We start from the raw sequence: 23594 nt of genomic DNA, 5'->3' as shown, positions 1-23594 counted from the left end.
TTAGTGGATGAAAAGAATTATAATGATTTTAATTGTGATGCTCTCAATTTTTGTTTATTCACAAGAATCAAAAGAAAGAAATTGGGGCATAAAAATTAATACAGCTCAATTAATTGATATCGCTTCATTTCCAACTTTACAACTGTCTGTTGAAAGAAAAATAAATTATTATTCAAGTTTGAATATTGAAATTGGTTATCAACTTTATGATCTTTCAAATACGGATACCATTTTTTTTAAGGAAAAAGGATTTAAAACAAATATCGAAGGACGAATTTATTTGCAAAAACTGTTTAATTCAAGGGTTAAATCTAAACGAAGTGAGTTGTACGCGGGTATCCAGATATTTTATAGAGAGAATCAGAGAAATAGTTTTATAGAATATGTTCCGATTGATCCAATAAATGAAGATGAGCACATTGAATATTTGGATGATTTTGGAGTTAAGAAAACAGCTAAAGGAATTAATTTAACTGTTGGTAATCAATTTTCATTTGCAAGATTTATTTTAGAGCCATTTGTAGTATTTGGCTATATGAATAGAAATACAATCAATACCGATCTTGATTATGATGAAAGTAAACATTCTCGGAGTATGAATCATGCTCTTTTCTTAGGTAGCGATTTAGAAAGTAATTCAGGAAGTATATTCAATTTTGGACTTGGTTGCAGGGTGGGGCTTAGATTTTAAATACATAAAATCTTAGTATGAAGATTGCTATATCAAGAGGGTTTGAGATTTGTTTTTAAGTTTTTTAAAACTTGAAATTATTGTGAAAACTGAAATATTGCTATCGCAGAGATTGACAGATTAACTAATAAAAAACAAGCATGAAAATTTTACTGCTCGAAGACGACTTTACTTTATCCAAAGAAATAGCAGTGTTCTTTGCTTCAAAAGAATTCGAGTGTGTTCCTTATTATGATGGCGCTTTTTTGCTTCGAAAATATTTTCCGTATGATTATGATTTAGTCATTCTTGATATCAATGTTCCTGGTATAAACGGAATTGAAGTTTGTAAAAAGATACGTGAAGTTGATAAGAAAACGCCAATAATTATGTTGACTGCTTTCAGCGAAATTGAAGACAAACTGGCTTCTTTTGATAGTGGTGCCGATGATTATTTGGTAAAACCTTTTCATTTTGAAGAGTTGTACGCCAGGATTTCTTCTCTTTTAAGACGAAAAGAAATTCCGCAGCAGGCAGAAGAAAAGATTGTGATTCAGGATCTGGAAATTTCAGAATCTGAAATGAAAGTGTTCCGCGCAGGCGAAGAAATCAAACTTACGCCAAAAGAATTTAAACTGATTCTGATTTTGGCTCAGGCCAAAGGAAAAGTGCTTTCTAAGCAATTTATAGCCGAAAAACTTTGGGATTATCATATCGAAACCAATCAAAACACAATTGAAGTTTACATTAATTTTCTTCGAAAAAAGATTGACAAAGACCACGAAACAAAATTAATCCGAACCAAAATCGGTTATGGATATTATTTAAGCGATCAGGAATGACATTAAAAAACAGGATATCACTTTTAGTAAGTCTGCTCTTTACAATCCTTTTTGGACTGGCTTCGACTGTGATTTTTGTTTTGTATTCTAATTTCAGAAAGGAAGAATTTCGTGACCGCTTAGAAATAAAAGCACTTTCGAATATCAAACTTCTGGTAAATGTAAAAGAAGTTGACGATCAGCTTTTAAAAATGATTGACCAGAATTCAATCAATAAATTGTATGATGAAAAAACACTGGTTTTCGATTCACATTTCAAACTCATCTACAGTAGTATCGATGATGCTAAAATTGACTGGTCTGTCAACGATTTAAAATACCTCAAAAAACATAAAACGTTTTTTAAACAGCAGGGCGATTATGAAGTGTACGGTGTTTTTTATGATACTAAAGACCGGGATTTTTATGCCTTAATATCAGCCACAGATGATTATGGCAAACGAAAACTACTTTTTTTACGATATACCTTAATTATATCTTACATCTTTTTTACCTGTATCTGCTGGGTTTTAACCTCTTTAATGGTAAAAAAAGCGATGAATCCGTTAAGTATTTTTCATCAGAAGATTAAAAATATAAACGAAAACAATTTGGATACCCGCGTAGAATCCAAAAGCAATAAAAACGAAATTGATCTGATTGCCAATGAGTTCAATTTTATGATGGACAGAATAGAGGTTTCATATCAAAAACAAAAAGAGTTTACGGCCCACGCCTCACATGAGCTCAGAACTCCCTTGTCTAGAATCACAGCTCAAATTGAAAATACAATTGCAGATCAGGAAACATCAATTAAAGGAAAAACTTTTTTAAAAACTATTTTATCTGATGTCAACCATTTATCGGAATTAATTAATTCCTTACTGGTATTATCAAAAATTGATACCAATACTTCTGGAAACAATGAAATTCACAGAATGGATGAAATTCTGTTTTCGTCCATTGAAAATTTAAATAAAACTTTTCCGGATTTTGTTATTCTTTTTGAAATAGAAGAAAGCGACAATCTGGATACGGCTTTAGAAATTAAAGGAAATAAAAACCTTTTGGAAATTGCATTGAGTAATGTCCTGAAAAATGCCTGTGTTTACTCTGATAACAAACAGGCAAAAGTAAAAATTAGTACTCAGGAAGATCATTTGGTAATTTCAGTTTTAAATACCGGAAAAACGCTGAGTGAAAAAGAACAGAAAAACCTTTTCCAGCCTTTCATGCGTGGCGAAAATTCAAAAGGCACTTCCGGTTTCGGACTGGGGTTACGCATTGTAAATCGTATTTTAGCGATTCATGATGCCAAAATCTTATATAGCATTCCTGCAGAAAACACCAATTTATTTCAGTTGATTTTTCATTAATCAATCCTCCTTAATATTTTTAAGCACTTTTTAAGGTCTTTCTTAAGGTGTCTTAAAGTCCTGCGATAGCATATTTGTATCAAATAAAAATGATACGATGAAAAAGTTATTTGCATTATTCCTGCTGATTGCCATGAATCAGATGGTTCTGGCTCAAAAAACAGTCACTTTAGAAGATTGTGAAAGTCAGTTTTTAAAAAACAACCTCTTCCTGCTGGCTTCGCATTACAATGTTGATGCCTCAAAAGCACTTACAATTCAGGCACGCATCTGGGACAATCCAACAATTACGGCAGAATTAAACGCCTACAATCCGGATAGGGATAAATTTTTTGACATTGGAAAACAAGGTCAAAAAGTATTTGGTATTGAACAGCTGATTTATTTAGGCGGAAAAAAACGTAACGAAGTAAAATTAGCGAAAACCAATGAACAGCTGGCAGAACTGCAGTTCAATGATTTGTTGAGAACCCTGAAGCTTCAACTGCGCAAAAGTTTTTACACGGTTTATTACAACACCAAAAGTCTGGAAACAACAGACAAACAATTGGCTCATATTGAAGATTTAATCAATTCGTATTCAGTTCAGGCGCAAAAAGGGAATATTCCTCTAAGGGATGTTGTGCGTCTGCAGTCGCTTTATCTGAATTTTAAAAATGAGCGAATGGAGGTAGTAAATAACAACATCGAAGAGCAGGCGAATCTGAAATTGCTTTTGAATTCAACTGAAGAAATTGTTCCGAATGTTTCAAAAGACGAATTCAGCAAATATTTAAAAACAATTGATTTCGACTTAAAATCTTTCGAAAACGAAGCTATTGCAAACAGACCGGATTATCTGGCAAAACAAAAGGAAATCGATGCCAACGAACTAAACGTAAAATGGCAAAAATCGCTTTCGGTTCCGGATATCACTTTAGGAGCAAAATATGATCAGCGAAGCGGGGCTTTTAATAATGAAGCGAATGTTACTGTTGGAATTCCGCTACCGCTTTGGAATCAAAACAAAGGAAATATCAAGTACGCCAAAACCATTCTGGAACAATCTAAAATTGAAAAGCAAAATTTTGAACTACAGCTTCAGACAGAAATTACATCCGCCTGGAATAAATGGGACGAATCCCGTAAAAACTATGTAGTAATAAAACCAACCGTAAACTCAGATTTTGAAGCTGTTTACAATGGAATCTTAACGAATTTCCAGAAAAGAAACATCAGTTTGTTAGAATTTACTGATTTTATGGAAAGTTACAATCAGGCAAATATTCAGGTAAACGAGTTAAAGAAAAAACTGGCGCTGTCTGCCGAAGAATTAAACAGTACAATCAACAAAGATTTATTTTAAAAACAAATGAAATGAAACATAAACTAATTATCGGAATTGCAATTGTGAGTTTATCCATCACAGGCTGTAAAAAAGAAGTAGAAAATCCGCAGATTAATACCTCCTTCGCTTTAAGCGATAACATGCTGAAATCGACAACAACGGCAGTTGCACAAATACAACCGGTAACCAACGAATTGAGCTTTTATGGTAAAATTACAGCCGACAACAATAAAATGATAGATGTTTATCCGCTAGTAGGAGGAAACGTAATCAAAGTAAATGTGGAGCTTGGCGATTATGTAAAGAAAGGTCAGGTGCTGGCTACTATAAAAAGTACTGATATCGCCGATTTTGAAAAACAATCCCTTGATGCAAAAAGTGATTTGCTGGTAGCCAAAAATAATCTGAAAGTAGCTCAGGAATTATTTGACGGAAAATTAAATTCTGAAAGTGATGTGCTTCAGGCAAAATCGGAAGTAAATAAGGCACAGTCACAATTAAGCAAAATTCAGGAAACGTATAAAATTTACAATATCAAAGCAGGTTCTATTTACGAAGTTACAGCGCCAATCAGTGGTTTTGTGATTCAAAAGAGCATCAATCAGGATATGCTTTTGAGAAGTGACCGCTCAGAAAATATTTTTGACATTGCCGAAATAAGCGAAGTCTGGGCAATGGCAAACATTAATGAAATTGATATTAATAAAGTAAAATTAGGAATCGATGCAGATGTTACCACTTTAAGTTATCCTGACAAAGTTTTTAAAGGAAAAGTAGATAAAATTTTCAACGTTATCGATCCTGAAACCAAAGCAATGCAGGCGAGAGTCAAACTACAAAACCCGGGATTTTTACTAAAACCGGATATGAATGCAAACATAAAACTATCTTTTAAAGAAGATAAATCGATGATTGCAATTCCGAGTGACGCTATTGTTTTCGATAAAAGTAAAAACTTCGTCATGATTTTTAAAGATCGTCACAACATCGAAACCAGACAAGTTGAGGTTTATCGAGTGGTTGGAAAAACTACCTATATCTCAAGCGGTTTAAAAGAGAACGAAAAAGTCATTACCAACAATCAGTTATTTATTTACCGTGCTTTAAACGAATAAGACATGAACAAATTCATACGAAATATTATTGCTTTTTCGCTTAAGAACAAAGCATTCACCTTTTTTTGGGTGGGATTACTGGCTGTTGCAGGATTTATTTCCTTCAAAAACATGCCCATTGACGCTTTTCCGGATGTAACGAATACCCAGATTATCATTATTACACAATGGAACGGAAAAAGTGCTGAAGAAGTAGAACGTTTTGTTACTTCTCCTATTGAAATTTCCATGAATTCGGTTCAGAAAAAGACAAGTGTACGTAGTATTACCATGTTTGGATTATCGGTTATCAAAATCATTTTTGATGATGGGGTAGATGATACATTCGCACGTTTTCAGGTCAATAATTTATTGAAAAACGTTACGCTTCCAGACGATGTTGAACCTGATGTACAGCCGCCTTACGGTCCAACAGGAGAAATATTCCGATATATTGTAAAAAGTGACAGCCGTGACAGCCGTGAATTATTAACCTATCAAAATTGGGTTATCGACAAACAGCTTCGTTCAGTTCCGGGTGTGGCAGATTTGAATGTTTTCGGAGGTCAGACAAAAACCTATGAAGTGGGAGTTGATCCCGTTAAATTAGCAAAATACAATATTACACCGCTTCAGGTTTACAATGCTGTGGATGCAGGAAACTTAAATGTTGGGGGTGATATTATCGAAAAAAACGGACAGGCATTTGTAGTTCGTGGAGTCGGACTTTTAAAATCCAGAAAAGATATTGAAAACATTATCGTGGATCAGGCGGGTGGAAATCCGATTTTAGTTAAAAACGTAGCTTCTGTCTACGAAAGTTCAATGCCAAGAGTTGGTCAGACAGGTATTGGTAAAAATGATGATGCTGTTGAAGGGATTGTCGTAATGCGAAAAGGCGAAAATGCTCAGGAAACTTTGGCTTTAATTAAAGATAAAATCAAAGATTTAAATGAAAATGTACTGCCGAAAGATATCAAAATTGAAACCTTTTACGATCGTGATAATCTGATGAATTTCACGACAGAAACTGTAATGCACAATTTATTTGAAGGAATTATTCTGGTTACCTGCGTTGTGTTTCTTTTCATGGCTGACTGGAGGACTACTTTTACAGTTTCGATTGTGATTCCGCTTTCTTTATTGTTTGCATTTTTATGTCTAAAAATGATGGGAATGAGCGCCAATCTGCTGAGTCTGGGGGCAGTCGATTTCGGAATTATTATTGACGGTGCGGTGGTAATGGTTGAAGGATTGTTTGTGGTTTTGGATCACCGTGCCCATCAATTAGGAATGACGGCTTACAACAAGATTGCCAAAGGAAGCCTGATTAAGAAAACCGGAACAGAAATGGGTAAAGCTATCTTCTTTTCTAAATTAATCATTATTACTGCTTTATTGCCGATATTTTCTTTTCAGAAAGTAGAAGGAAAAATGTTTTCGCCTTTGGCTTTTACATTAGGTTTTGCCTTAATGGGAGCTTTGCTTTTCACTTTGACACTTGTACCGGTTTTATCACATATTCTTTTAAATAAAAATGTAAAAGAAAAAAACAATCCTTTCGTGAATTTTTGGGACAGAATTGTAGGGAAAGGTTTTGCCTGGACATTCAAACACAAAGTAAAATCTTTGGTCATTTCGATTTCGATTATTGCAGCAACATTCTTTTCAGCTTCGTTTTTAGGAACCGAATTTTTACCTCAGTTGAACGAGGGCGCTTTATGGGTAACAGCCGAATTGCCTATGAGTACGTCACTTCCTGAGAGTGTGCAGACAGCCGCATTAATCAGAAAAGATCTGGAAACTTTTCCGGAAGTTAAAAAGGTGCTTTCGCAAACCGGCCGCAGCAATGACGGAACAGATCCAAACGGTTTTGGATTCATTCAGCTTCAGGTTGATTTAAAACCTAAATCAGAATGGACGCGAAAAATCAATATGGATGAACTGATTAACGAAATGGATCAGAAATTAAAAGTGCATCAGGGAATTACCTATAATTATTCACAGCCTGTTATTGACAACGTAGCCGAATCTGTAGCAGGTTTTAAAGCGTCTAATGCAGTGAAAATTTATGGTGATGATTTGGATAAACTGGATGAATTATCAAATGAGGTTTTAGCTAAAATCAAAAATATTCCGGGTATCAAAGACGTCGGAATTCTCAGAAACGTTGGCCAACCTGAAATCAGTGTGATTTTGGACAGAGAAAAAATGGCTGCTTATGGTGTTACATTAAGTGATGCCCAGGCTGTTTTAGAATTGGCTTTTGGAGGAAAAACAGCAACTCAAAAGTATGAAGATGAAAAGAAATTTGATGTTAGGGTTCGTTTCTCCAAAGAATACCGAAAAGACGAAGAAGATTTAGCAGAGTTAAAAGTGCCAACAATCAGCGGTGCCAAAATTCCGTTGAAAGAAATCTGCGATATTAAAACCGTTACAGGACCGGCTTTTATTTACAGAGACAATACCAAACGATTTATTGGGGTTAAATTCTCTGTTCGTGATCGTGATTTAGGAAGTACAATTGCCGAAGCACAGGAAAAAGTAGCCGAAGTAAAAATGCCGGCAGGTTACACTACGGGCTGGACAGGAGAATTTGAAAATCAGGTCCGTGCCAGTGCCCGTCTGGCTCAGGTAGTACCAATTAGTTTGATAGGGATTTTTGTGCTGCTGTTTATTTTATTCGGAAATATAAAAGATTCATTGCTTGTTTTGGCGAATGTTCCATTTGCAGTAATTGGTGGTATCATAGCATTGCACTTAACCGGAATGAATTTCGGAATCTCAGCTGGAGTTGGTTTTATCGCTTTACTCGGAATTTGTATTCAAAATGGAGTTATCCTGATATCCGAATTCCATCATAATCTGAAGGCTAAATTTTCTCTCGAAGAATCTATTTTGATGGGGGTAAAAGCCAGAACCAGAGCCGTAGTAATGACAGCTTTGATGGCTTCAATAGGTTTATTACCGGCAGCAATTTCAACCGGTATTGGTTCTGAGTCACAAAAACCATTAGCGATAGTAATCATTGGAGGATTAATCACAGCAACAGTTTTAACGTTATTGGTTTTTCCAATTTTGTTCTGGATATTCAATCGTAAAAAACATGCCCCAATAGAATAGAATAGAATAGAAGTTGATATCATTGTTGGTTATATTAATTTCAAATAAAAGCATCATTAATTTTTAATGGTGCTTTTTTGCATTATATCAAATAAAGGATATTAATTTTCAGGAGCTGATCCCGCTGTCCCTTATATCTTTTATGTCGAACACCGCCATAATAGGATGCCAGTCCCATCGGGGCTAAAAAGGCACCAAAAATAAAAACGACCTTCTGCTCAGGAAGGTCGTTTCAACTAACTTAAAAACTCTTAAAACTTTTAGCGATTTTTTATTTCAAATCTTTTAAAATGGAAACTGCTTCTGCTGCATTAGATAATTGTGCATATTTCAAAGCAGTAAATCCTTTTTCATTTTTAATACCCGGTTTTGCCCCCTGTGCCAATAAAATTTTAAGGATTTCAACTTTATTGTAGCGTGCAGCTGTCATTAAAGGAGTCATTTCCTCACTTTTTTCATTAACGTCAGCCCCGTATTCAATAAATTTTAAAACGCTTTGAATGTCACCTTTTAAAATTGCGACATTTAGTGGTGATGCATCATAAGGTGCAACTATAACTTTTTTGTCTTCATTTAAAGACTTGAAATTTGAAGCTAAAGAAACATTTGTAAAAGCTACTAAAGCTACTCCTAGGTAAACGATTGATTTTTTCATAACGATTGTTGTTTGTTGATTGATTAATGATGATGATTTTTTAATTCTGATGTAAAGGTAATCTAATTTTTGTATTATGTATTACAAGGTACTATGTTTTAACTAATTCTTAACATTCATTTAATAAATTCCCTCGCAAGCTTTTCAAAAATGTTAAATTACTTGTTTCTATATAGACGCCGAATAAGTCGATATGTTACAGATTAAATCAAAAAAATGTAAAAAATCTTATAAAAAAATGAAATCGTGTAAATCCTAATTGTTCTTTTTTTAACTTTAACTAACAAAAATCTTTACTAACTACTTAAATCACAGCTTATGTTATTCATCAAAAGAGTTTTAGTTATCCTGATTTTAATTATTTCTGTAGTATTAATTGCAGCTTATTTTATGCCAAGAGAATATGCTGTAACAAGAGAAATAACCATTAATAAACCAGCTGATTCGATTTTTAATTATGTCAGATATTTAAAAAATCAGAACGAATTTAGCGTTTGGGCTAATATTGACCCTAAAATGAAGACTACTTATAAAGGAACTGACGGAACTGTTGGATCCATCTCTGCATGGGAAAGCGATGTTCGAGATGTAGGCGAAGGAGAACAGGAAATAACAAAAATTACTGAAGGGAAACGTCTGGATTTTGCATTGCGTTTTAAGAAACCAATGGAAGATACTGCTGTTGGTTTTATGACTACAGAAACTGTTTCCGAAAATCAGACGAAGGTAAAATGGGGGATAAGTGGCGTTATGCCATACCCAATGAATATGATGCTGCCTGTCATGAAAATGGATCAGATTATTGGCAACGATTTACAAAAAGGACTGGAAAATTTGAAGGTAAAAATGGAAAACTAAATTTTTAGCCACAGATTAGATTCAAAAATTATTGTTTAATTGATTTAATCTGTGGCTAAAATTCATCTTAATTTGAAATTCTTCTGATAGACATTTTTTAAATCCTTCTCAAATAAAGTATAAGGATTTTCATAGAACTTTATAAAATCCGGGACACTTACTTGTCCGGGAAACGGAGCATAAAAATGTGTCGGACTTGTAGTGTCGTTTCGCCAGACCAAAACATAAGCCAGTTCTAATTTCTCTGATTGTAATGTTTTTAATAAAGTTTCGGTCCACCATGTTGCATTCGGAACCGATTCTAGGCCTGTTTCGGTAAAAGCGGCTAATTTATTCTTTTTGATTGCGATGTCTGAAATTATTTTTAATTTCCTTTTCGCTGCTTCCAGATCATATTTACCATCACGCCCAAAATCACCATAATCATCCATTCCAAACAAATCTACAAAATCGTCTCCCGGATATCGTTCCAAATATTCTTCTTCAGAATTAAATCGGTTATCCGGTGAAAAAGCATAAATAAAATTATGAACTCCCAAAGTATCTCTTAAATACGAAATTGTAAATTGCCAGACAGCTATAAAATCTTCACGGGAAGTATATTTTTTCCCCCACCAGAACCAATCTCCGTCAAATTCATGGTAAGGTCTAAAAATCATGGGAGCAAGTTTACCGTCTTTTGCTTTTACAGAATGGGCAAAATCAGCAATTGTTTTTAAAATTTCTTTATATTCTTCGTGATGAGAACCTCCCGGCTTAATTAAAGACATTGAAGCAGTCGAGATTCCGTCTTTCCAGTAAAAACCTCCTTCAGATGCTGGGTTATTAAAGTGCCAGGCAACAGTTGTAATTCCGCCACGTTCATAAGTGTCAATAACGTTTTTTCTTAAAACCTCTTTCGTTTTTTCAATTCTCTCTTTTGACTGTCCTGAAAAATCACTGAAATCAATTCCAACAACAGCAGGATGCGAACCTGTGACCGATTCAACATCAGATCTATTGGATTCATTACTCCAGCCATGCCCATATTCGAGCGCATGCTGATGACCAAAAAGGATATGTTCTTTTGAAATGGTTTTGAGATTTTGATATAGGTTTTTGGTTTCTTTTGTCGCCTTTTTGTCAATCTGCGCAAAAAGAAAATGCCCTGCTGTCATAAATAAGAACAATAGGGCACATTTTTTATTAGTTATAAAATTCATGGTTTAAATAGTTAGTTTAAACCCGAAAAGTACTATTTAGAAGAAAGGTATTCTAATACGTTTTTATCAATACGTTGATCAATATTGTCAATATCCGCTTTAACGAATTTTTCTCCTAAAATATTCTCGTATAATTCGATATATCTTTCAGAAACTGATTCGATATAAGCATCCGTCATTTCAGGAATCTGCTGTCCTTCCTGACCCTGAAAGCCGTTTTCGATTAACCAGCGACGTACAAACTCTTTTGATAATTGTTTTTGTTCTTCTCCTTTATCTTGTCTTTCCTGATATCCATCAGCATAAAAATAACGGGAAGAATCTGGAGTATGAATTTCGTCAATTAAAACAATAACACCGTCTTTCGTTTTACCGAATTCGTATTTTGTATCTACTAAAATCAATCCGCGTTTTGCAGCGATTTCAGTTCCTCTTTCAAATAAAGCTTTGGTATATTTTTCTAAAACTAAATAATCTTCTTCAGAAACGATTCCTTTCGCAAGAATGTCTTCACGAGAAATATCTTCATCATGAGAACCATTATCTGCTTTTGTAGTTGGGGTGATAATTGGTTCCGGAAATTTATCATTTTCTTTTAAACCCTCAGCCATAGTTACTCCGCAGATTTGTTTTCTTCCGGCAGCATATTCACGGGCAGCGTGTCCTGAAAGATAGCCACGGATTACCATTTCGACTTTAAAAGGTTCACATAAATGTCCAACAGCAACGTTAGGATCCGGAGTTGCAATCAGCCAGTTTGGAACGATATCTTCTGTCAGTTCCATAAATTTTGTTGCAATCTGGTTCAGGATTTGTCCTTTGTACGGAATTCCTTTTGGCAAAACCACATCAAAAGCCGAAAGTCTGTCGGTTGCTACCATTACTAAAAGCTCATCATTGATGTTGTAAACTTCTCTAACTTTTCCGCGGTAAACTGATTTCTGATTCGGGAAATTAAAATTTGTGGTTGTGATTGTATTGCTCATTGTCCTTTATAGTTGTGTTGTTTTTTTATGAATGCAAATTTAAAACTATTTAAAAGAGCAAACAAATGTTTATTTGTTGATAGTTTATAGTTAATGTTTTTGGTGTAAAAGCTAATACTCATCAACTAAAAAATTATTGTTTTAGAAGTGTCGAATTGAATAGATTTAAGATTCGGCTGTATTCATCAATCCAGGAATAGGTTTCTTTAAAGCCATGGGATTCAACAGGGAAAGAAGCCAGACTCCAATTCTTTTTCTCTAATTCAATAAAACGCTGAGACAAACGTACAATATCTTTATATTCTACATTGTCATCAACCATTCCGTGTAGTATTACCAAATTACCTTTTAAGTTATCTGCAAAATAAATTGGTGAGCTCTTTTTGTAAGCTTCCGGATCTGTTTCAGGAAAATTTAAAATATTCCCTGTATAGCCATGATTGTAATGTGCCCAGTCTGTAACAGATCGTAATGCAGCTCCCGAAGTAAATTCGCCCGGAGTAGTCAGCATTCCCATCAAAGTAATAAAACCGCCATAAGAACCTCCATAAATTCCAACTCTGTTGGTATCGATACCATATTTCTCAACTAATACTTTTTTTCCGTCTAAATGATCAGATAAATCTTTTCCGCCCATAAAACGGTAAATTCCGGTTCTGAAATCACGGCCGTAACCATCACTCCCTCTATAATCAATATCTAAAACAGTGTAACCCAAATCGGTTAACAGATTATGGAACATGTATTCTCTGTAATAATTGCTCCAGAAATTATGTGCATTTTGAAGATAACCTGCACCGTGAACAAAAATTATTGCGGCTTTGTTTTTAACTTCTGCAGCAGGTGTATATAATCTTGCGTTTACCGGAGTTCCGTCCTGTGCTTTAAATGTAATTACTTCAGGTTCTCTCCACTGGTATTTTTTAAAATCTTCTGAAACTGACGATGAGATTTGCTGTAAAGATGTGTTCTTTTTATTTTCGGCCACATAAAAATCCCAGGGAATATTTTTATATGAGTAGCGGACTAAAAGTGATTTTTCGTCTGGAGAAAGTACTACTTCATACGCACCGTCTTTGGTTAAAATAGGCTGTAAAACACCATCTGCAGCGACTAATTTATAGAAGTTTCTGTTTCCCGGATGCGTTGTATTTGTACTCAAATAAAATACTTTTTTATCCTTAGATAAAGTCAAATCACGAACTTCCCAGTTTCCTTTGGTTAACTGAGTTTTCTTTTTTGTCTTTATGTTATAGGTATACAAGTGCGAGTATCCGGTAGCCTCAGACTGAAAATAAATAGTTTCATTATCTGCTAAAAAGCCTAAATTACCGGAATCAAATGAATACGATGGAATTCCAGGACCTCCAATCCACGCTTCGTCATGCTGGTATTCAATTTCCTCAAAAGTCCCTTTGTCAAGATTTAAATTTACCAGCCATCTGTCTTTATTGTCCTGACTTCTGATTTCAACAATAGCCAATGAACCATTTACATTATAAACAGGTGCAAGCGCTACAATTAGTTTATCTTCTTTAGTTTTGTTTTTCAGATTATCATATTGCTCATAATATTTCGGAGTGTCCTGAATATGGCTTAACGTTGAAAAGTTTACATAATAAACCGAATCTTTTGCAACAGAATAAATTCCGAATTTCGTTTTTACAAAATTATTAACAGAGACTTTTTCCTTAGTGTCAGGACTTTGATTATAACCATCTGCCGTAATAAAAACCTCCATTTTTTCTTTTTTGGCTTCAGTATTTTCTACTAACATAAAAGTGGTAAAATTTCCGTTTGGATTCACTTTTAAATTATAAAAATCATCTTTTCCGTAAAAATATTCTTTGGCAAAATCAGACTTTAATGCCTTAGTTTTGGCAAGATTCCATTGTTTCTTAGCTTCTTTGTCTCTGATAAACTGGAATAACTCTTTTTGCTGTGTATTCAAAAAAGTTTCTTTTTCCGGTTTTGTTTCCTTTTTAGTTCCTTTAGTAAAATTGGTGATTTGTAAAACCGTTCCTTCTTTAGTGTTATACTTGAAAATATTATCGTTTTGTTCAAAAAACAAAATTCCGGATTGACTGCCTAGTTCTAAATTACTTAATGCAACAGATTGCTGAATCAGTTTTTTTACTGTTTTTGACTGAATCGAATACGAATACAAACTTCCTTTTTCTAAATAATAAACTATATCTGATCCTGGTTTTGTTTTAAAATCCAGTTGAGAAAATGCAGCTTCTTTTGGAGCAACAACTTCCGGTTTAGTCATCCCTTTTTGCCAAAAATAAGTACTGGTACCTAATTCATCTTTTGGATTCCATTCAAAATAAACTTTTTTTCCGTCCAAAGACCAGCGTCCGTTAGTCGGTTGATTTCCAATAAAAGACTCGCCTTTCATTATTTCTTCTAACTTCAGTTTTTGGCAATTTCCAATAAATGCAAAAAATGAAAAAGCAAGGATAAAAATGTTTTTTGTCATTGTCATATTTTTTGAGAAAACAAAAGTACATTATGAAAGTATTAAAAAATGATTTCTTTGTGAAATTCTTTGTAAAACATCTATTTAATAAAAAAATCCCTGAATAAATATTTCAGGGATTCTCTATTTTGATGAAAATATATTTTTAGGTTAGCCTTCTATAAATTCTTTATCTAAAATTTTAGAAGCAATATATTTTGCCACGCCATCTTCGGCATTGGTTTTTATAACTTCTAAATTAGGCAGAGTTTCTTTTAACAGAGCAGGAGCATTTCCCATAATTAAACCTTTTCCTGTAGAAGAAAGCATTTGTAAGTCATTAAAACCATCTCCAAACGAAACAGTTTCTGCCATAGTAAATCCTTCTTTTTCTAAAACTTTTGTAATAGCAACCGCTTTATCTACAGATTTATCCATGAATTCAAGACAGGTTGGTAAACTAAAAGCATGATGTAAATGCTCTGAAGAATTAGCTAAAACAGCATCTCTCACTTTTACTAATTTTTCGTGATTATCACATGAAAAAAAGATTTTTATAGCTTTGAAATCTTCTATCGTTTTATAATCGACCAATTCCGGACGGTATTTTAATTCAGCCTGAAAAGAATTCAGTCTTTCATTCCATTTGTTAGTCTGCCAGACTTTTTCTTTGAATAATACTACCGTAATATCAGGATCGATTTCAATATTTAAGGCTGATTTAACCACATCGCTGTCCAAATTGAAAGCAAAAAGTTCTTCCTGATTTGGCGAATGAATTCTTCCTCCGTTAGAACTTACCAGATAAACCGGAACTTCAAGTGTTTCGATAATGGCCATCGCATCGAGATGATGACGGCCTGTAGCAACAATAATTAAATATCCTTGATTGTGAAGTTCCTGAAAAATGGATTTGGTGTATTCTGAAATTCTGTGTTGTGGGTTGAGTAAAGTTCCGTCAAGGTCACTTACTACAACTTTTATATTTTTAAGCTTTGTCATATTAATATTCAAATATTTATGAAATGCAAAATTAAGCTTTTAAGCCCGGAAGACCAAAGTTTGAAACGTTTGAAAGCCCGAAATAAGACAAGTTTATTATTTATTTAACGATTTACTTAAAAATTTATGAAGATAGATAAAACTCTAATCTTTAATCTTATCTTTTAATTTTTTGAGTTCTTGCATAAGCTATTTTTAAAGTATCAGGACAATTAGAACTAGCTTTTAATTTATAAACTAAAGAATCATTTTTAATATAAAATATTTCTTTATTGAAAATCGCAAAAGAAGCATCGTCCTTAGGGGTACAGTTTGGAATAGTCAATAAATCTTTCCCTTTGTATTTTTCAAAAGAAATACATTCAACAAATGGGAACATTCTATAGCATGTATCACTAGTTGTACTGTTTAACTCTATTGAATCTCCAATTATTTTCCAATGACCTTTAGATTTTACTCTCCAATCACAGCCCGCACTTCTATAATAAAAAGAACTATCTTTCTTTATTATAATACTTGATTTTCCCGGAACAATATATTCTGTATCATACCAAGTTCTAATAAATTTGTTAACAGGAATTTCTGATTTTTTACATGAAATCAAACAGATAATTGATATGTAAGCTAATATTTTAATTTTCATTTTATTGCTGTTTTGAAATTTTTCCAAAAAAAATATTCGTTTTGCACCTTTCGTTGAAAAATGTACAAAACGAATATTAATAAATGTTAAAACACAAATTCACGATTTACATTTAACATTTCACTAAAAAAATAAAAATTAATCGTGATTTTCTATTTGCTTATAAGCATCAATAACCTTTTTAACTAATCTGTGACGTACGATATCTTTATCGTCTAGATAAATAATTCCGATGCCTTCAATATCTTTCAGTACCAAAAGAGCTTCTTTAAGTCCGGAAATTGTGCGACGAGGTAAATCAACCTGACCCGGATCGCCAGTAATCATAAATTTCGCATTTTTCCCCATACGCGTCAAAAACATCTTCATTTGTGAGTGTGTGGTGTTTTGTGCTTCATCAAGTATTACAAACGCATTGTCTAAAGTTCGTCCACGCATGAAGGCTAAAGGAGCAATCTGAATAATTCCTTTCAGGATATAGTCTTCCAGTTTTTCATTCGGAATCATATCACGCAACGCATCATAAAGCGGCTGCATATAAGGATCCAGTTTTTCTTTCATATCTCCGGGAAGGAATCCCAGATTTTCTCCTGCTTCAACTGCCGGACGGGTCAATATGATTCTTTTAACTTCCTTGTCTTTCAGCATTTTTACGGCCATTGCGACACCCGTGTACGTTTTTCCGGTTCCAGCAGGTCCAACAGCAAAAACCATATCGTTCTTTTTGATGGTATCAACCAACAGCTGCTGGTTAGGGGTCATTGCTTTTACAATTTTACCGCCAACTCCGTGAACCAATATTTTGTCGTGGTCATAAGCTTTTTTTTCGTCCTGACCATCACTCATTATTACACGTTCAATTACATTATCATCAATGTTGTTGTATCGGGTAAAATGAAGCATAAGCCTCTGAAATCTCTTTTCGAATTCATCTAAAACTTCTTTTTCGCCAAAAGCCTTTAAAGTGGTCCCTCGTGCTACGATTTTAAGCTTTGGGTAATACTTTTTGATTATTTCTAAATGGCTGTCCTGAGCGCCCCAAAATTCTTTAGGAGCGATGTCTATTAGCTCGATTATTCTTTCGTTCAAATGAGGTAGTTTTAAATTAAAAATAAATTTGTTTGTAAATCTATTGTTGTCGGGTATGTTTATATCTTTAAGGGCAAATTGTATTTCTTTCTTTCAATTTGCGTTAAGTATTATTAGATTTGCATTTCTCAAATTTAATGAAATTTAGGTTTAAATACTACCAATAGTTATAAACAAAATGATGTCAATAATTACCCTCACTACTGATTACGGCTTGAAAGACCACTTTGTTGGTTCGCTGAAGGGTAAAATACTTTCGGAAATTCCGGAAGCAAAAATTATTGATATTTCGCACGATATAGATCCATTTAACACTGCTGAAGCAAGTTATGTTATTGGTGCTTCGTATTTAAGTTTTCCAAAAGGAACTGTACATCTGATTGGGGTCGATATTGAGCGTAATAAAGAGAACCAGCACATCGCCATACAATGGAATGATCATTTTTTTATTTGTGCTGATAACGGAATTTTGAGTATGCTCACGCAGAAAATCGTTCCGCAAAAAATGGTAGAAATCAATATTCACGACCGTTTCCCTATTGAATTTACTGATCTGGATATTTTTATACAAGTAGCCTGCCATCTTGCAAAAGGCGGTTTATTGAATGTTATTGGAAAAGAAGTTTCTGAAATTAAAGAAGTAACCGAACTTCAGGCGGTTGTTGGAGCTGACGGAAATTCGCTAAAAGGATATGTAATTTATATTGACCATTTTGGCAACGTTGTAACCAATATTTCTAAAAAACAGTTTTTAGAAGTTTCAAAAGGGCGTCAGTATGAAATAGAGATGAAACCCAAAAGTATCAAAACTATTTTGCCTAATTATTCGGCTATCGCAACCTCTGATAAATATCCAATCAAAACTTATGAAGGAGAAAAACTGGCTATTTTTAACGAAGCCGGTTTTCTTGAAATTGCCATTTTTAGAAGTAATCCTTCAAAAGTGGGTTCTGCAAATAGTTTGTTAGGATTAAATTATCGTGATGTGATTATGATTAAGTTTTCTTAAAACTTAGATTTAAGGTTCAGTTTTAAATGAAATATAATTTGGCTCTTTACGTTGGAAAACAAGTAAAGTAATTCATTACTGAATTTTTATTTTTTTTCTAAAAAGACAATCAATTTTGGTACTTTTGCGCGCTTGTAATGCTTTTGGATGTTAATACTAAAGCAAGTAAGCAAATCAACGATTAAACGAATAAATGTTTTTACATGAAATCAATCATTTTACAGGAAATAAAATCCTTTTTTGGATCTCCTGTTGGCTATTTGGTCATTGCGATTTTCTTAATTTCCAATGGACTTTTTTTATGGGTTTTTGAAGGAGATTATAATATCCTGAACACAGGTTATGCCGATTTAACTCCGTTTTTCACATTAGCGCCATGGATTCTGATTTTTCTGATTCCGGCTGTTACCATGAGAAGTTTTTCTGATGAAAAAAAACAAGGAACACTGGAATTGCTTTTAACTAAGCCTTTGTCAATTTGGGAAATCGTAAACGGCAAGTTTTTCGGAGCTTTATTTTTGATTATTCTGGCGATTATACCAACCTTAATTTATATAAAAGTAATTTCGGATCTTGGATTACCGGAAGGGAATATAGATATGGGAAGCACAATCGGTTCTTATTTCGGATTGTTATTCCTGATTGCTTCTTATTCGGCTATTGGAATTTTTACTTCTACGCTTTCAGAAAATCAAATTGTAGCTTTTATTATTTCGGTCTTTTTATGCTTCTTCTTTTATTTCGGTTTTGAAAGCATTGCTTCTCTGATTCCGGGATTTTCAGGTTTTATTCCGGCATTGGGTATGCAGGATCATTTTAAAAGTATGAGCAGAGGAGTAATTGATACCCGTGATGTAATTTACTTTTTAAGTATTACCGTTTTGTTTTTATCGTTTACAGTTTATCAATTAAAATCTTTTAAAGCCTAATGAAAGCATCAGCTAAAATAAATATCAAAACTTTGTGGGCGACTATTTTGGTTTTGGTTGTCCTGAATGTATTGGGAACTTTCTTTTTTTACCGTTTCGATTTGACTAAAGATAAACGTTATACTTTATCCGAAACCTCTCTGCAAATCTTAAGACAAGTCAAAAATCCGTTGTCGATTAAGATTTATATGGAAGGGGATCTGCCTGCCGATTTCAGACGTTTGCAACAGGAGACAAAACAATTGCTGGAAGAATTTCAGGCTTATAATTCCAATATTGTTTTCGAATTTGTGAATCCTATGGAAAACGCAGACGAAAGCATGGATTTGATGAAATCATTGTATCAAAAAGGGCTTACGCCAATAAATATTACTGTTGATGACAAAGGGAAGCAATCACAGGAAATGGTTTTTCCATGGGCGATTGCAGTTTATAATAATAAAGAAGTTAATATTCCTTTGCTGAAAAACAGAATGGGAGCTTCGACTACCCAAAAAGTGATTGGTTCTATTCAACATTTGGAGTATTCTATTGCAGATGCTGTTAATAAAATTACTAAAGACAAACAGAAGAAGGTTGCAATTATCAAAGGGAACGGTGAAATAAAAGAGCAATATATAGCCAAAATGTTGTTGCAAATACGTGAAAATTATTTCATCGGGCCTTTTACATTAGATTCGGTAGCCAAAGATCCAAACGGAACTTTAAATGCACTTAAAAAATATGATTTAGCAATCATTTCAAAACCTACTGAAACTTTTACTGATGAAGAAAAGGAAGTTTTGGATCAGTTTATCATGAATGGAGGTAAAACCTTGTGGATGATTGATCAGGTTGCAGCAGATATGGATAGTTTGTACAATCAGGCAGGAGCGACTTTAGCTTATCCAAGAGATTTGAATCTTAATGATATGTTTTTTAAATATGGCGTCAGAATTAATCCGGATTTGGTAAAAGACGAGCAGGGAAGTCCATTAAAACTGGCTACAGGAGAACAGGGAAGTGCAACACAATACCAGGATTTTGTCTGGAAGTTTGCTCCGCTTGTTTCGCCTGAAAGTAAGCATCCAATTGTAAAAAACCTAGGTGGAGTAAAATTTGACTTCGCAAGTCCAATTGATACCTTGAAAAACGGAATTAAAAAAACGGTTTTATTGCAGTCATCGCCTTATTCAAAAAAAATAGGAACGCCAGCTGAGGTTAATTTAGAAATTGTCTCAGAGCAGACTTCTCCAAAAGATTATCTTAACAAAGGAAATTTGCCTCTTGCAGTTTTATTAGAAGGTTCTTTTCATTCAGCCTTTGAAAATAGGGTGTTGCCTTTTAAAGACAATTCTTTTGCATCACAAGGAAAACCAAACAAAATGATTGTTGTTGCTGATGGTGACATTGCTCGAAATCAATTAGATAAAAACATGATGCCGGTTGAATTGGGGTATGACCAGCGCTCAGGAAATTTATATGACAACAAAGATTTTATAATGAATTGTATCAATTATCTTCTGGATGATACGGGACTTATTAACATTAGAAGTAAAGATTTGGATTTACCTTTGTTGGATAAAGAGAAAGTTTATGAAAACTATACGACGTCACAATTCATAACTGTCGGACTTCCAATCTTAATTTTATTGATTTTCGGGCTTGTATTTACCTATATCCGAAAAAGAAAATATAGCAAGCAGATGTTAATAAAAAAATTGCAAAACTAAGATTGTTTACGATATATTTGTAATCGGTTTATTTAGGGTTAAATTGCTAAATAAGCACAAAAAATAAAAAAAGAGAGATGAAATTTATAGTATCGAGTTCGTACTTATTAAAACAATTACAGGTTTTAGGTAGTGTAATTAATAGCAACAATACGTTGCCTATTTTAGATAACTTCTTATTTGAACTAAATAATAATGAGTTAACTGTTTCGGCTTCGGATCTTGAAACAACAATGTCTGCTACATTATCAATCGATTCTACAAGTAAAGGAAGTGTGGCGGTACCTGCAAAATTATTACTTGAAATTTTAAAGACTTTCCCGGAACAGCCTTTAGCTTTTACTGTTGAAGATAATAATACTGTTGAAATTAGTTCTAATTCAGGAAAATATGCTGTAGCATACGCTGCGGGAGAAGAGTTTCCAAAAGCAGTTAATCTTGAAGATCCTTCTGTGACTTTGGTACCTGCGGATGTTTTGGCAACCGCTGTAAGCAAAACTATTTTCGCAGCCGGAAACGATGATTTGCGTCCGGTTATGTCAGGTGTTTTCTTTCAGTTTTCACCAGAAGGATTAACGTTTGTTGCGACAGATGCTCATAAATTAGTAAAATATGCCCGCACAGATGTAAAAGCATCTCAGGTAGCTGATTTTATCATGCCAAAGAAGCCCTTGAATATTTTGAAAAGTATTTTAAGTACTTCTGATGCTGAGGTAAAAATTGAATACAATGATTCAAATGCGACTTTTTCATTTGATAACTATATTTTAATGTGTCGTTTGATTGATGGTAAATACCCCAATTATGAAGCGGTAATTCCTAAAGAAAATCCAAACAAGTTAATGATCGATCGTTCTTTATTTTTAAGTTCTGTTCGTCGTGTTGCTATTTTCTCAAATAAAACCACACATCAAATCCGTTTGAAAATTGCAGGAGCCGAATTGAATGTTTCTGCTGAAGATATCGATTACTCAAATAAAGCTGAGGAAAGATTAACTTGCGATTATCAGGGAGATGATATGCAAATTGGTTTCAATTCACGTTTTTTAACAGAAATGCTTACTAATTTACAGTCAGACATGATTATGTTGGAGATGTCATTGCCTAACAGGGCAGGAATTCTTACGCCAGTTGATGGTTTAGAAGAAGGAGAAACTGTTACAATGTTGGTAATGCCCGTGATGTTAAATAGTTAACATCAAAACTTCTTTTTGTTACAGGGATTTTTTTTAGTTTCAAATTAAAGACATATCATTGTAAAAAAAAATATCGCTATTAACCAACCATTTTTTATACCTGAAAACCGCAATTCTTAAACAGAGTTGCGGTTTTTTATTTTGATCTATGTTGGATTGACTTGCAAAAAAAAGTACGTACTTTGTATTAAGTCAAAAACTGAGGTTTTAAGATAAATAAACATAGTAAAAAATGAAAATAGAAATTTGGTCGGATATTATGTGCCCGTTTTGTTATATCGGAAAAAGACTGTTGGAATCGGCTTTGGCTGAATTTCCAAATGATGAATTTGAAATTGAATGGAAAAGTTTTCAGCTTGACCCATTAATAACTTCGCAACCGGGAAAAGATGTTTATGCTTTTTTGGCAGAACACAAAGCTATTACACTTGAACAGTCCAAAGAAATGCATAAAGGAGTTGCGGAAAGAGCAAAAAGTGTGGGATTGGATTATAATTTTGACAAAGCGATTATTTCAAATTCGCTGACAGCTCACCGAATTATCCAATTAGCCAAATCAAAAGGTTTAGGAGGTGAAATGGAAGAAATTTTCTTCAGGGCCTATTTTACTGAAGGAAGAGATTTGGGTAATGTTTCAACTTTGATAGAATTAGGGGTTCAATGCGGGTTAGAGAACAATGAAGTGCAGGATGTGGTTGAAAATGAATCTTTATATTTGAGTAATGTTAAAGCTGATATTGACGAAGCTCAGGAAATAGGTGTAAGAGGTGTTCCGTTTTTTGTTTTTGATAGGAAATATGCGGTTTCAGGAGCACAGCCTGTAGAAACTTTTGTGCAAACAATTAATGAGATCAAGAAATAACCTTTAGAAAATAGGAAAAGAAAAGCCGATAAGTTTTAATCTTGTCGGTTTTTTAGTTTGAAGTATATATAAGTATGTTTTTGTTAGGGTCTTCACTTTTATAGCTTTCGAAAATCTGTCGGGTTTGTTTTTTATACATATATAAGTAGGGAATATTATACTATCATATATTAAGAGTAAAGTTTTGTTTGGTTGAGGGAGGTAGAAGTTCTTTTAAAGTTTAGAGTTTTGAATTTTGAAAAATCAGGAGCTATTTCCCACTATCCGCTACAATCTTTTGGGGCGGTACCCTTATCTAAAAAGGATTTTCGCTTCTATGGGGGCTATGGATTTGAGTTTTCAAAAGAAGTTTTGAGTAGGAAAGAGTTTTAAAATCCTGAAAAATCCTCTAAAAAGCTTGGTAAAGGATAAAAACTCTTCAAAAAGGATAAAGAGAAAAGGGTAAAAACTGCCAAAAATCCGGTGCTATTCAGAAAACCCGTACAATATTGGGAGAAATTTTAAAATGTAAATAAGCTGTTATGAGTTAGTTAAGAAAAAGATTTAAAAAAAAGGAAAAAAACTCATTAAAAAAGCTTG

19 protein-coding genes are annotated in these 23594 nt (G+C 33.7%); 12 read left to right on the top strand and 7 right to left on the bottom strand.

Going from position 1 to position 23594, the window contains the following annotated elements:
* The first annotated feature begins 7 nt into the window (after nt 1-7).
* From GWR14_RS13575 to GWR14_RS13550, 6 genes are all read left to right on the top strand, one after another.
* Nucleotides 8-691, top strand: a complete 684-nt coding sequence (locus GWR14_RS13575) for a DUF3575 domain-containing protein (RefSeq protein WP_163409624.1) — start codon at nt 8-10, stop codon at nt 689-691.
* A gap of 140 nt (nt 692-831) precedes the next feature.
* On the top strand, nt 832-1512 hold the full coding sequence (locus GWR14_RS13570; RefSeq protein WP_163409623.1) for a response regulator transcription factor: 681 nt from the start codon (nt 832-834) through the stop codon (nt 1510-1512).
* Nucleotides 1509-2867 carry a HAMP domain-containing sensor histidine kinase gene (locus tag GWR14_RS13565; RefSeq protein WP_163409622.1) on the top strand — a complete coding sequence of 453 codons (1359 nt, stop codon included), beginning with the start codon at nt 1509-1511 and terminating at the stop codon, nt 2865-2867. Before GWR14_RS13570 ends, GWR14_RS13565 begins: the two co-directional genes overlap by 4 nt.
* Before the next feature lie 97 nt (nt 2868-2964).
* Entirely contained in the window at nt 2965-4212 is a 1248-nt protein-coding gene (locus GWR14_RS13560) for a TolC family protein (protein WP_163409621.1), read from the top strand.
* Between the two features lie 11 nt (nt 4213-4223).
* The gene (locus tag GWR14_RS13555; RefSeq protein WP_163409620.1) at nt 4224-5309 is read left to right on the top strand and encodes an efflux RND transporter periplasmic adaptor subunit; all 1086 of its coding nucleotides are present in this window, start codon (nt 4224-4226) and stop codon (nt 5307-5309) included.
* 3 nt (nt 5310-5312) lie between these two features.
* Complete coding sequence (locus GWR14_RS13550) at nt 5313-8411, top strand: efflux RND transporter permease subunit (protein WP_163409619.1); 3099 nt, start codon at nt 5313-5315, stop codon at nt 8409-8411.
* 271 nt (nt 8412-8682) lie between these two features.
* On the opposite strand, the gene GWR14_RS13545 is transcribed toward GWR14_RS13550, so the two are convergent.
* Complete coding sequence (locus GWR14_RS13545) at nt 8683-9066, bottom strand: ankyrin repeat domain-containing protein (RefSeq protein WP_163409618.1); 384 nt, start codon at nt 9064-9066, stop codon at nt 8683-8685.
* Nucleotides 9067-9384: 318 nt separating this feature from the next.
* Here GWR14_RS13545 and GWR14_RS13540 point away from each other — a divergent pair, with 318 nt between their 5' ends.
* Nucleotides 9385-9924 carry an SRPBCC family protein gene (locus GWR14_RS13540; protein WP_163409617.1) on the top strand — a complete coding sequence of 180 codons (540 nt, stop codon included), beginning with the start codon at nt 9385-9387 and terminating at the stop codon, nt 9922-9924.
* Nucleotides 9925-9986: 62 nt separating this feature from the next.
* On the opposite strand, the gene GWR14_RS13535 is transcribed toward GWR14_RS13540, so the two are convergent.
* From GWR14_RS13535 to GWR14_RS13510, 6 genes are all read right to left on the bottom strand, one after another.
* A complete protein-coding gene (locus GWR14_RS13535) occupies nt 9987-11126 on the bottom strand; it encodes a glycoside hydrolase family 26 protein (protein ID WP_163409616.1) in 1140 nt (379 codons plus the stop codon).
* Between the two features lie 32 nt (nt 11127-11158).
* On the bottom strand, nt 11159-12112 hold the full coding sequence (locus tag GWR14_RS13530) for a phosphoribosylaminoimidazolesuccinocarboxamide synthase (RefSeq protein ID WP_163409615.1): 954 nt from the start codon (nt 12110-12112) through the stop codon (nt 11159-11161).
* A 133-nt stretch (nt 12113-12245) separates the two neighbouring features.
* A complete protein-coding gene (locus GWR14_RS13525) occupies nt 12246-14594 on the bottom strand; it encodes a S9 family peptidase (protein WP_163409614.1) in 2349 nt (782 codons plus the stop codon).
* Nucleotides 14595-14744: 150 nt separating this feature from the next.
* Nucleotides 14745-15575, bottom strand: a complete 831-nt coding sequence (locus GWR14_RS13520) for a Cof-type HAD-IIB family hydrolase (protein WP_163409613.1) — start codon at nt 15573-15575, stop codon at nt 14745-14747.
* Nucleotides 15576-15732: 157 nt separating this feature from the next.
* Nucleotides 15733-16218: a hypothetical protein gene (locus GWR14_RS13515; protein WP_163409612.1), complete on the bottom strand. Its 486-nt coding sequence runs from the start codon at nt 16216-16218 to the stop codon at nt 15733-15735.
* Between the two features lie 138 nt (nt 16219-16356).
* Nucleotides 16357-17307 (bottom strand): PhoH family protein, encoded by a 951-nt coding sequence (locus GWR14_RS13510; RefSeq protein WP_163409611.1) that lies wholly within the window; start codon nt 17305-17307, stop codon nt 16357-16359.
* 181 nt (nt 17308-17488) lie between these two features.
* On the opposite strand from GWR14_RS13510, the gene GWR14_RS13505 reads away from it, so the two are divergent.
* From GWR14_RS13505 to GWR14_RS13485, 5 genes are all read left to right on the top strand, one after another.
* A complete protein-coding gene (locus GWR14_RS13505) occupies nt 17489-18316 on the top strand; it encodes an SAM hydrolase/SAM-dependent halogenase family protein (protein ID WP_163409610.1) in 828 nt (275 codons plus the stop codon).
* Nucleotides 18317-18519: 203 nt separating this feature from the next.
* A complete protein-coding gene (gene gldF, locus GWR14_RS13500) occupies nt 18520-19245 on the top strand; it encodes a gliding motility-associated ABC transporter permease subunit GldF (RefSeq protein ID WP_163409609.1) in 726 nt (241 codons plus the stop codon).
* Nucleotides 19245-20957, top strand: a complete 1713-nt coding sequence (gene gldG, locus GWR14_RS13495; protein ID WP_163409608.1) for a gliding motility-associated ABC transporter substrate-binding protein GldG — start codon at nt 19245-19247, stop codon at nt 20955-20957. The genes gldF and gldG overlap by 1 nt, the downstream gene beginning before the upstream one ends.
* 77 nt (nt 20958-21034) lie before the next feature.
* On the top strand, nt 21035-22153 hold the full coding sequence (dnaN, locus tag GWR14_RS13490; RefSeq protein ID WP_163409607.1) for a DNA polymerase III subunit beta: 1119 nt from the start codon (nt 21035-21037) through the stop codon (nt 22151-22153).
* Nucleotides 22154-22385: 232 nt separating this feature from the next.
* The gene (locus tag GWR14_RS13485) at nt 22386-23015 is read left to right on the top strand and encodes a DsbA family oxidoreductase (RefSeq protein ID WP_163409606.1); all 630 of its coding nucleotides are present in this window, start codon (nt 22386-22388) and stop codon (nt 23013-23015) included.
* Nucleotides 23016-23594 lie beyond the last annotated feature (579 nt).

The sequence above is a fragment of the Flavobacterium ajazii genome, from assembly GCF_010614725.1.
GTDB classification, from domain to species: domain Bacteria; phylum Bacteroidota; class Bacteroidia; order Flavobacteriales; family Flavobacteriaceae; genus Flavobacterium; species Flavobacterium ajazii.
The sequence above is the reverse complement of the archived record's forward strand: the minus strand, read 5'-3'. Positions and strand labels throughout refer to the sequence as shown.